The sequence below is a fragment of the Sorangium sp. So ce302 genome, from assembly GCF_051530145.1.
Classification (GTDB): domain Bacteria; phylum Myxococcota_A; class Polyangia; order Polyangiales; family Polyangiaceae; genus Sorangium; species Sorangium cellulosum_B.
The window spans coordinates 9,882,989-9,892,952 of the sequence record NZ_CP150326.1; the positions used below are offsets into that span (position 1 = coordinate 9,882,989).

The window sequence follows — 9,964 nt, forward strand, 5'->3', positions numbered from 1 at the left end:
CACACGTAGTGTCATTTTGGATGCTTTCCTGTAAACGTCCGGGCACACGTAGTGTCACTCCGTCCGGTGCCGGGACGCCGCGGCCATGACAGGCGTCCCGACACGCGTACCGGCCTTCGCGGCCGCCCTGGTTCCGCGCATCCAGAATCCCTGGTGGTCTTCTTCTCCGCGTCGCTCGACCACGCGCGCCCACGCCCCGAGCGCCGCCGCGCTCTCACCGCTCCACGTCGAGCCACGCGCGCGCGTCCTTCTCCAGCAGCGGATCCCCGAGCCGCACCGACAGCTCCAAGAGGTCCTCGAACTCCCGCCGCGCGAGCGATTCGTTGCGCGTGTTCTTCAGCAGCATCGCCGCCGCCCAGCGGCCCTGCAGCACGTCGTGCCAGTAGCCCTGCTCCTGCGCCCGCGCGATGAGCGCCTGCAGCCGCTCCCGCGCGTCCCCCGCCCCCGCCAGCCCGTCGAGGTACGCGATGTACATCCGGTTCGAGGCGGCCACCGGTCGTATCCCGCCTCGTCCGCCCGCTCCAGCGACTCCGCGAACAGCGAGCGCGCCCGCTCGTGCTCGCCCAGCCGCACGCACGCGCAGGTGAGGAAGCGGGCGATGCTGCTCGGCTCCTCCCCTTGCAGGTCGGGCACTCGAGCACGTCTCGAGAAAGAGCACGTGCAGCTATGGATTCAATCCGCGGTCGCTGGACGTGCGTTGCACCACCGTCACGAAGCCGGTCTTGGCCGCTCCGCGCGCGCCGCGGCGCACGGCGACTCGGGCCGTTATCTGCCGTCCTTCTCCGTGAATCCGAGCACGTGCATGCCGAACGAGGCCGCGAGGAGGATCGCCGCCTCGAGCGGGATGCGGGCGCCCTTCACGTTGTTCTTCGCCGGATCGATGAACAGATCCTGGGCTCGAGGGAACTGCGCGTTTCGAAGGTCGCAGTCCTCGAAGCGCGTCCCCGCGAAGCGGCACTCCTCGAACACCGCCCCGGCGAGGTCCGTCGCGGCGAAGACCGACTCGGTGATCGCGCACCGCTCGAAGCGCGTCTTGCGCAGCGCGAGCGAATCCATGATGACATACCGCAAGTCGCAATCCTCGAACGACACGTCGGGGTATTTCGCGATGTTCGTCCAGTCGACGCCCATCAGCTTGCAGGAGTTGAACGCCACGCCGCGCAGCGAGAGCATGGTGAGGTCGGCCTTGGTCAAATCACAGCTCTCGAAGACACAGCTCTCGAGACGAGCGCGCGTCCAGCGGCTCTCGCCGAGCTTCGAACGCCGGAACACACAACCGCAAAAATCTCGGCCGCTCAGGTCCGCTCGTTCCAGGGTGAGCCCATCGAACGTCTCCCCGTCGAAGGAGTCCTTCCCTTCGAACGGATCCTGCTTCCCTGGAGAGATTTCTCCACCGCCGCCAGCGCCGGGCTTGGGCTTATCTCCGCTGATCGATCGTCCTCGTCCGGCCATTCCCTGCTCCAGTCCACCCAACGATTTCAGACAGGGTGTCATCGTCTGGTGGTGGGCGTCAAGGCGCTCACCCGGCGCGTGACTCGGTCGTACGGTGGTTGAACGGCCGTGGCCGCCGAGCGCGTCGCCTGTCTCCACGCGCGCGCTCGGCGGGGATCCCGCGCGGCTCAGGAGAGGCCGTCGATGGCCGCGTTCAGCGTGGCGCTGGGCCGCATCGCGGCGAACGTCTTCTTGTCGTCGAAGTGGTAGTAGCCGCCGAGGTCGACGGGCTTACCCTGCGCGCCGATCAGCTCGCCGTCGATCTTGGACTCGTTGTCCGTCAGGGTCTGGGCGAGCTTGCCGAACCTGGCCGCCAGCTCCTTGTCCTCGGTCTGCTTGGCGAGGGACTGCGCCCAGTAGAGCGCGAGGTAGAAGTGGCTGCCGCGGTTGTCGATCTCGCCGACCTTGCGCGCCGGGCTCTTGTTGTTCTCGAGGAACAGGCCGACCGCCGTGTCCAGCGCCTTGGCGAGCACCTTCGCCTTGGCGTTGTTGGTCTTGTTGGCGAGGTCCTCGATCGAGACCTGCAGCGCCAGGAACTCACCGAGCGAGTCCCAGCGCAGGTAGTTCTCCTTCTGCAGCTGCTGGACGTGCTTCGGCGCCGAGCCGCCGGCGCCGGTCTCGTACAGGCCACCGCCGGCCAGCAGCGGCACGATGGAGAGCATCTTGGCGCTGGTGCCCAGCTCCAGGATCGGGAACAGGTCCGTCAGGTAGTCGCGCAGCACGTTGCCGGTGACGCTGATGGTGTCCTTGCCCTCCTTCATGCGGCCGAGCGTGAACTGGATCGCCTCCACCGGGCTCTTGATCGGGAGCTCCAGGCCCTTGGTGTCGTGCTCGGCCAGGTAGGCCTTGACCTTGGCGATCAGGTTCTTGTCGTGGGCGCGGTTCTCGTCGAGCCAGAACACCGCCGGGGCGCCCGTGGCGCGCGCGCGGGAGACGGCCAGCTTGACCCAATCCTTGATCGCGATGTCCTTCGTCTGGCAAGCACGGAAGACGTCGCCGGCTTCGACCTCCTGCTCCAGCAGGGCGTTTCCGGAGGCGTCGACGACGCGCACCGTGCCGCTCTCGGCGATCTTGAAGGTCTTGTCGTGTGAGCCGTACTCCTCCGCGGCCTGCGCCATGAGCCCCACGTTCGGCGAGGTGCCCATCGTGCGCGGGTCGAACGCCCCGTGCTGCTTGTGGAACTCGATCGTCGCCTGGTAGATGCCGGCGTAGGAGCGATCGGGGATCGTGAACTTGGCGTCGTAGAGCTTGCCATCCGTGCCGTACATCTTGCCGCTGGAGCGGATGGCCGCCGGCATCGAGGCGTCGATGATCACGTCCGAGGGCACGTGCAGGTTGGTGATGCCGCGGTCGGAGTCGACCATGGCCAGCGTCGGGCGTTGCTCGTAGACGGCCTTGATGTCCGCCTCGATCGCCGCCTTCTCGTCTGCCGGCAAGCTCTGGATCTTGGTGTACAGGTCGCCGATGCCGTTGTTCGGGTCGAAGCCGACCTTGGCCAGCGTGGCCGCGTGCTTCTCGAGCGCCTCGGCATAAAACACGCTGACGGCGTGCCCGAACAGGATCGGGTCGCTGACCTTCATCATCGTGGCCTTGAGGTGCAGGGAGAACAGCACTCCCTGCTTCTTCGCGTCCGCCACCTGCTCGGCATAGAACGCGCGCAGGGCCTTGGCGCTCATCACGCTGGCGTCAACGACCTCGCCCGCCTGCACCTTGACGCTCGCCTTGAGCACGGTCGTCTTGCCGCCGGCGACGAGCTCGATCTTCAGCTCCTGCGCCTTGTCCACCACGACCGACTTCTCGCTGCCGTAGAAGTCACCGCCCGACATATGCGCGACGTGGCTCTTCGAGTCGCGGCTCCACGCGCCCATCGAGTGCGGGTGCTTCTTGGCGTAGTCCTTGACGGCCGGCGAGGCGCGGCGATCGCTGTTGCCCTCGCGCAGGACGGGGTTCACGGCGCTGCCGAGCACCTTGGCGTAACGCGCCTTGATCGCCTTCTCCTCCTCCGTCTTCGGCTCGGAGGGATAGTCCGGCACGGCGTAGCCCTGCTGCTGCAGCTCCTTGATGGCGGCCACGAGCTGCGGGATGGAGGCGCTGATGTTGGGTAGCTTGATGATGTTGGCGTTCGGCGTCTTGGCCAGCTCACCGAGCTCCGCCAGGTGGTCGCCTAGCTTCTGGCTGTCCGTCAGGCGCTCGGGGAAGTTGGCGAGGATGCGGCCCGCCAGGGAGATGTCGCGCGTCTCGACTCGAACCCCGGCGGCCTTCGTGAACGCCTCGACGATCGGGAGGAGCGAATAGGTGGCCAAGGCCGGCGCCTCGTCCGTCTTCGTGTAAATGATGGTAGAATTTTGCGTTTCCACTGTTTTCTCGAGGGTTGAACGGGTCGGGATTGTTGGAAAGGTTTCGCCCGGTGCCAAGGGCCCGTCGCACCGGCACAATGCCTGGCACCGGAATTTGCGCAAGCCCCTGGCTCCGGGCCGAGGCGCCGCCGACCTGGCCCGCCGGATGCACGAGCGGCGGGCCGTGGCAGAGCCGCTGCCGAAGCGCGGCGCAGCGCGTAAGTAGAAGAAGCCGGCTCGCTGCGCGATGAGGTGTGCGCGACGAGCGGATCGTGCGGCACCGCTGGCGCCGGAGAGCGAGGTCGCGGGGACTGTGGAGCGCATTCGAGCGCGACGCAGCGCGCAAAACGGCGCATCGGCGGGCCGCGGGCACACTTCACCCTTGACAGGCGGTTCGCTGGTCCGCGGGGCACTTGCCATCTGGAGCACCTCACCGACCTCGCGCGTCTGCAGATCACCGAGCTCCTTCCACACCAGCTCTGCACCGTCTTCGTGATAGGCGCCGTCGAGAACGTGCAGCTATGGATTCAATCGGAGTCGCTGGACGTACGTGGCACGACCGTCACGGAGCCGGTCTTGGCGGCTCCGCGCGCGCCGCGGCGCGCGGCGTGCTCGCTGTAGTAGAGCTCGTTGTGGGTCATGCGGTGGGAGGAGCGCCTGGGCGCTGATCAGCCGCCGCCGCTGGCAGGGGCCTCCGCGACCGGCAGCGCGACGAAGAACGCGCTGCCCCGTCCGACGCTGGACTCGACCCAGATCCGGCCGTCGTGAGCGTCGACGATCCCCTTCACGATGGAGAGCCCGAGCCCGGTGCCCGCGCGGGCGGTGGGGCGCGCCTGCCAGAAACGATCGAAGATCAGCGGGATGTCCCCTTGCGCGATCCCGAGCCCGGTGTCCGTCACGGAGAGCATCACCTCGTCGCCGAGGGATCGTGCCCGGACGGTGATCTCCCCGCGCGCCGGCGTGAACTTGACGGCGTTCTCCAGGAGGTTCGAGAGGACTTGCTGCAGCCGCGCCGGATCGGCGGAGACGGCGGGGAGGTCGGCCGCGAGCTCGTTCGTGAGACGCAGGAGCTTGGCCGCCGCGAGCGGCCGGATGGCGTCGACCGCGTCGCCCACGAGCGGCGCGAGCGGAACCGGGCGCCGCTCGACCGAGAGACGTCCGGCCTCCATGGCCGCGGCATCGAGCAGGTCCCGGATGAGGCGGCTCATCCGCTCGGCGGATCGCTTGATGATGTCGAGTCGCTCGCGCGACCTTCCACTGGAGTCCGGCCCCCCGCTCATCAGAAGCTCGATGCTCATGATCATCGCGCTCAGAGGGGCCCTGAGGTCGTGGGAGACGATGGCGAGGACGTCCTCTCGGGCGCGCGTGGCGCTCTGGGCCTCCTGGTAGAGCTGCGTCGCGCGCTCGGCGAGCTGCTGCTCGCGGAGCCCGGCGAGGACGAGCGCCTCGTTGGCCTGTCGCACCTCGGCGGCCATCTGGGCCAGCTCGATGCCCGCCGTCACCTGCACCGTCGTGTCGATGAGGCGCACGCAGAGGCCCCATGAGCGTGCCCGCCCGTCGAGGACGGGGGACACGACGGCGAGGCAATGGCCCGTCCGTCCGCCCGCGGAGGCATAGACGAGATCGCTCGCGAGCTCGGTGGTCCCGCTTCGATGGACGCGGTCCTCGATCTCGGCGAGCGTGCCGGCGTCCTGGAGGAGCGTGACGAGCGGCTCGCCCTTCATCTCTTCGGGCGATCTCTGCATGAGCCGGCAGAGCGCCTGGTTCGCGTAGCGCACGACGTGCTTCGGCCCCCCGGTGAACGCGGTCGGCAGGGGCGAGGATTCCGCGGCGCGGCGCAGGAGGGCCTCGGTGCCCGGCGGCGCGGACCTCCGCTCGGACGGTCTCCTTGCCTTCCGCGGCGGATTCATCTCCCCAGCCTCGCCCCTCCTCTACTCTCGGCCGAGCGCGCGCGCCAGCGGCCGATAGATCGTCTTGCCCTCCTCGACGACCCTGATGGCGTAGCTCAGCTTGACGAGCCGATCGAGCGCACAGCCGAGCTCTGCGCCCCTCCAGTCGAGCGCGGCGGCGATCTCCTCCTGCGTGGCCTCCTTCTCCTCCAGGAGGAGCTGCAGCAGCGTGTCCTCCTCTTCGGTGAGCCCTGGATACGCCGCGCGCTCGCGCTGCGCGCGCAGCTTCGGCTCCCCGGTCAAGATGCCCTGGTACTGCGTGAGCGGCTCCTTGATCACCATCCCCTTCGAGGTGATCGCGAACTCGTACAGCTCGGCCGAGTGCTGGCTTTTCCGCATCTTGACGATCGATAACACCTTCTTCAGCGCGCCGTCGATCTCGGCGTAGCGCAGGATGACGATGTTCTCGGTCAAGAACGAGACGGCGTGGGGGCTGAAGCGCAGCTCGTGGAACGACTCGGTGACCTCGACGGTCATGAGCATGGTGACGCCCGCGCCCGTCAAGGCCCCCATCATGCGATAGAGCGACTCCCGGAAGTCCTCGCGGAAGGCCGGCGCCAGGGCCACCTCGAACCCCGTGAGCGAATCGATCACGAGCCGCTTGGCGTGCATCTCCATGACCGCCTGCTGCAATTCCTGGAGCGTCTCGTCGACCGAGAGGTCGAGGGGCCGGAGCGAGATGATCCTGAGCGCACCGCTCTTCACCATGCCGTCGAGGTCGAAGCCCATCTCCCCCGCGCGGGCGAGGTAGTCCTTGGGGTGCTCCTCGAAGACCACGAGGACACCGGGCTCCTCCGGGGTCGCGCCCGAGATGAAGTGGGTGCCGAGGCACGTCTTGCCGCAGCCCGAGGGCCCCGCGACGAGCATGGTGTCCCCGAGGGGGATCCCGCCGCCCATCGGCCCGTCCAGCCCGGGGACGCCGCTCGAGATGCGGTGGCTCGGGTGGGCCCTCTCGCTCTCCGCCATCCTCTTCAGGGCGCGCGGGAAGATGTGGAGGCCGCCTCGGTCGATCCGGAAGGTGTGGAGCCCAGGCATGGACGCCTGGCCGCGGAGCTTCATGACCTGGAGCTTGCGGACGATGGAGTTCCGCTCCCTGCTCTGGCTGAGCCAGAAGATGCTGTCCGCGACGGTGAAGATCGGGTTGTCCTGCATCTCCGCCTCGAGGTACTCGCCGACGAGGAAGGTCGTCGCCTGCCAGCTCGTGAGATGAAGCGCGAGGCGCTGCAGGAACGATTGCAGCTCCATCTCGCCCGCCTCGCGCAGCGCCCGCGCGTGAACGACGGTGCGGAAGGAGTCCACCACCACGATGGCGGGCTCCGTCTCCTTCACGATCTGCACGATCCTGTCGAACACCTTGCCGAGGTCCTGCTCGAGCACCTCCTGGCTCAGATCCACGAAGCGGATGGGATCTCCCACCTTCTTGGCGTCGAAGAACGACATCTGCCGCAGGTAGCGCAGCATCTTGAGGGCCGGCTCGCCGAGGACGGTGAAGTAGAGGGCTCTCCTCTCGGCCGTCGCGCTGCCGAACATGATCTGATGCGCCAGCGTCGTCTTCCCCGACCCCGGCTCGCCCGCGATCAGGTTGAACGAGTACTCGGGCAACCCCCCGCCGAGCACCTCGTCGAGGCCCGGGACCCCGGTCGACAGACGCGAGAACGGCGTATCTCCGGTCGTGCTCATCTACTTGCCCCCCGTGGTGGAGGCTCCACGGCTCTCTGCAGGTCGCGGCACCTCCGTCCAGATCCGCTGGACGATCCGCAGCGCGAGCTCCTCGCCGATGAACGTGAAGAGCAGTCCGATGAGGTGCGCCAGCAAGGCTGTCATGCCGTCGATCACGGCCGGCGCGCCCTCGCGCTCGACGCGCCCGGCCAGACCCTCGAAGACCACGTTCGACCTAGCCGGAACGACGGCGGTCTCGATCCAGCCGTGCTCCGGCTGCGCCAGGCGGACCGCGCGCCCGACGAGCGCCTCGACCCCCGCCACGCCGACGAGGTTCCGCAGCGCTTCGTGGAGGCGCTGAAAGCAGCGCTCGACGCCCCGCGCGATCTCCTCGGGAGCCTCGCGCTCCCCGAGCTCGTGCTGCATGATCCTGCGCGCCACGTCGAGCGCATCGGGGCTCGGGCTCATCACGGGGGCCCTCCCATGGAAGAGGGCGCCGAGCGCTTCACCCGCAGCTCCGAGGGCATGCGAGCGATCCCCGAGAGGACCTCTTCGCCGCTCTCCATGGCGGCGAGCACGCGGAGGCCGTCGTTCGAGATCTCGTACTGCCGGATCGTGCGGTCGTGCGCGGTGTCGCGCATCTTGAGGATGGAAAGGATGCGGTAGAGCTCACTGCGGAACTCCACGTATCGGAGGAGGATCAAGTTCTCGCCCAGGCTCGCCAGCGGAGAGTCGGAGAAGTCGAGCTCCGGGCCGGTGACCTGGCGGATCTCCCGCGTGACGAGCGCCGTCACGTCACGGGTTCGAAGCACCTCCGCGAAGCAGGTGAGGACGCTGCGCCGGCGCCGCTCGTCGGGCACTGCTTGCTCGATCTCGGCGATGCTGTCCAGCGCGAGCCGCTTGGGGCCGAAGTCCTCGATTTCCCGCAGCATCTCGCAGAGCAGCTCGTCCGCGCCGGTGTCGATCGGGACGCGATGGAGGACGCGGACGAGGCCCTGCTCGATAGGCGTCGCCAGATCCATGCCGAAGGCGCGCACCTTGTCGACGAGGAGGCTCGGCGACTCTCGATAGCCGACGATGAGGCCCTTTTCACCTCGTCGGGCGCCGTCGAGGATGTACTGCAACCCCACGAGCGTCTTGCCCGTCCCGGGGGCGCCCGCGAGGAGCGTCACGCTGCCGCGGGGCAGCCCTCCCGACAGCATCTTGTCGAGCTCGACCTGCCCGAGCGGCAGCCGCTCCTGGTGGAGGCCGCTGTCGGAAGGCACCGTGAGGGCCTCGATGCGTGGAAAGATGCTCACGCCGTCGGGACCGAGCCGCATCGTGTGGACGCCGAGCATCGGAGAGCGCCCTCGCACCTTCTGGACCTGGACGGTGCGTATGGCCTGGGTGCCGACGTTCATCTGGGCCAGGAGGATGATGCAGTCGCTCATCGTGAGCTCCGGCGGCATCCCCGCGCCCGGCTCGAGCCGGCCGCTGCCGGTGCTGGTGATGATCGTGGTGCATTCGAGCCCCGCGAGCGCCACGGCGAGCTCGTAGATGAACGTTCGGATCTGAGCCGTCCCGGCATGGAGGTCGCGGATCGTGTCGAGGCCGTCGATGACGAGGAGGCTCGCCCGATGGTCCTTCACCGCCGCGATGAGCGCGTCGAGCGTCCGGTCGAGCCCTTCCTTGACGATCGGATAAACGTGCAAGAGGAAGAGTTGCTTTCCTATCCTGCTCTCGTCGAAGAACGAGAAGGACCGGAGGTGCCGGGCGAGCCGGGCGGGAGGCTCCGAGAGCGTGGAGACGTACGCGACGTTCTTGTTCGAGGACGCGGCGCGAAAGGCGATCTGCAACGAGAGCGTCGTCTTTCCCGACCCGGGCGGCCCCATGACGAGGATGACGTCGCCCTCGGGGACGCCGCCGCCGAGGAGCCGATCGAGGTTCGGAACGCCGCTCTCAAGCATCTGGCCGACCCACCGCTCGTCCTGGCCTCGCTGCGGTGCCTTGCTGTCGTATTAGTAAGCCGGTCAAGCCGACCAGCAAGCGCCATGTGGGGTTCCCCCGCTGAGAACCGCTCCGGAGGGCTCAACGGCAAGGTAGCGATCGGTCGCGCGTCGAGCTGCTGCCAGCGCTGGAGCTGCACGTGCGCGCGGAGCAGCCGGCGGGCCATTCCGGCGGGTTCGGCCACCTCAACCACGGAGTGGAACACGGCCACGAGCTACGGCTTCACGGGCATCGGTGCGTGGAGCGTGAACCTGTTCAAGGCGGGCAAGGCGTTCCGCTACCCTTGACGGGGGCCGATCCCGCCAGGCTGCGAGCATCGGCGGGTCGGAGGCATGACAGACCTGCACGGTGCCGGATGACTGGATTGCGCCCTGCCTGTCGCCCGCGACTCGTCCAGTCATGTCCGTCCCCGGTTCCCTGAGGGCAACGGTGCAGCGAAGGACCGAGCGTGTCGACGGCTGCCGCGAGCACGATTCTGACGTGATGCGCTGGAAGCACCCCGGAAGGTGGGGAAGGAGACCAACTCAGGGTGAGGCGGCAGCC

General features: G+C 68.1%; 8 protein-coding genes. 1 reads left to right on the forward strand and 7 read right to left on the reverse strand.

Going from position 1 to position 9,964, the window contains the following annotated elements; translation table 11 throughout:
* Positions 1–214 precede the first annotated feature (214 nt).
* The 7 genes from WME73_RS37505 to WME73_RS37535 all read right to left on the reverse strand — a co-directional run bounded on the left by WME73_RS37505 (position 215) and on the right by WME73_RS37535 (position 9,381).
* Positions 215–493 (reverse strand): hypothetical protein, encoded by a 279-nt coding sequence (locus tag WME73_RS37505; protein WP_437912673.1) that lies wholly within the window; start codon positions 491–493, stop codon positions 215–217.
* Between the two features lie 272 nt (positions 494–765).
* Positions 766–1,452: a pentapeptide repeat-containing protein gene (locus WME73_RS37510; RefSeq protein ID WP_437912674.1), complete on the reverse strand. Its 687-nt coding sequence runs from the start codon at positions 1,450–1,452 to the stop codon at positions 766–768.
* A 167-nt stretch (positions 1,453–1,619) separates the two neighbouring features.
* Entirely contained in the window at positions 1,620–3,848 is a 2,229-nt protein-coding gene (locus tag WME73_RS37515; protein WP_437912675.1) for an NADP-dependent isocitrate dehydrogenase, read from the reverse strand.
* Between the two features lie 647 nt (positions 3,849–4,495).
* Positions 4,496–5,737 (reverse strand): ATP-binding protein, encoded by a 1,242-nt coding sequence (locus WME73_RS37520; RefSeq protein WP_437912676.1) that lies wholly within the window; start codon positions 5,735–5,737, stop codon positions 4,496–4,498.
* Positions 5,738–5,758: 21 nt separating this feature from the next.
* Positions 5,759–7,456, reverse strand: a complete 1,698-nt coding sequence (locus tag WME73_RS37525) for an RAD55 family ATPase (RefSeq protein ID WP_437912677.1) — start codon at positions 7,454–7,456, stop codon at positions 5,759–5,761.
* Positions 7,457–7,903 carry a hypothetical protein gene (locus WME73_RS37530; protein ID WP_437912678.1) on the reverse strand — a complete coding sequence of 149 codons (447 nt, stop codon included), beginning with the start codon at positions 7,901–7,903 and terminating at the stop codon, positions 7,457–7,459.
* On the reverse strand, positions 7,903–9,381 hold the full coding sequence (locus tag WME73_RS37535) for an ATPase domain-containing protein (RefSeq protein WP_437912679.1): 1,479 nt from the start codon (positions 9,379–9,381) through the stop codon (positions 7,903–7,905). Before WME73_RS37535 ends, WME73_RS37530 begins: the two co-directional genes overlap by 1 nt.
* Before the next feature lie 84 nt (positions 9,382–9,465).
* On the opposite strand from WME73_RS37535, the gene WME73_RS37540 reads away from it, so the two are divergent.
* The gene (locus WME73_RS37540; RefSeq protein WP_437912680.1) at positions 9,466–9,708 is read left to right on the forward strand and encodes a hypothetical protein; all 243 of its coding nucleotides are present in this window, start codon (positions 9,466–9,468) and stop codon (positions 9,706–9,708) included.
* Positions 9,709–9,964: the final 256 nt, after the last annotated feature.

What these genes read in the sequence shown, in the direction of transcription:
- WME73_RS37510 (WP_437912674.1), bottom strand. Translation starts at nt 1,452, where the DNA reads ATGGCCGGACGAGGACGATCGATCAGCGGAGATAAGCCCAAGCCCGGC.
- WME73_RS37520 (WP_437912676.1), bottom strand. Translation starts at nt 5,737, where the DNA reads ATGAATCCGCCGCGGAAGGCAAGGAGACCGTCCGAGCGGAGGTCCGCG.
- WME73_RS37525 (WP_437912677.1), bottom strand. Translation starts at nt 7,456, where the DNA reads ATGAGCACGACCGGAGATACGCCGTTCTCGCGTCTGTCGACCGGGGTC.
- WME73_RS37530 (WP_437912678.1), bottom strand. Translation starts at nt 7,903, where the DNA reads ATGAGCCCGAGCCCCGATGCGCTCGACGTGGCGCGCAGGATCATGCAG.
- WME73_RS37535 (WP_437912679.1), bottom strand. Translation starts at nt 9,381, where the DNA reads ATGCTTGAGAGCGGCGTTCCGAACCTCGATCGGCTCCTCGGCGGCGGC.
- WME73_RS37540 (WP_437912680.1), top strand. Translation starts at nt 9,466, where the DNA reads ATGTGGGGTTCCCCCGCTGAGAACCGCTCCGGAGGGCTCAACGGCAAG.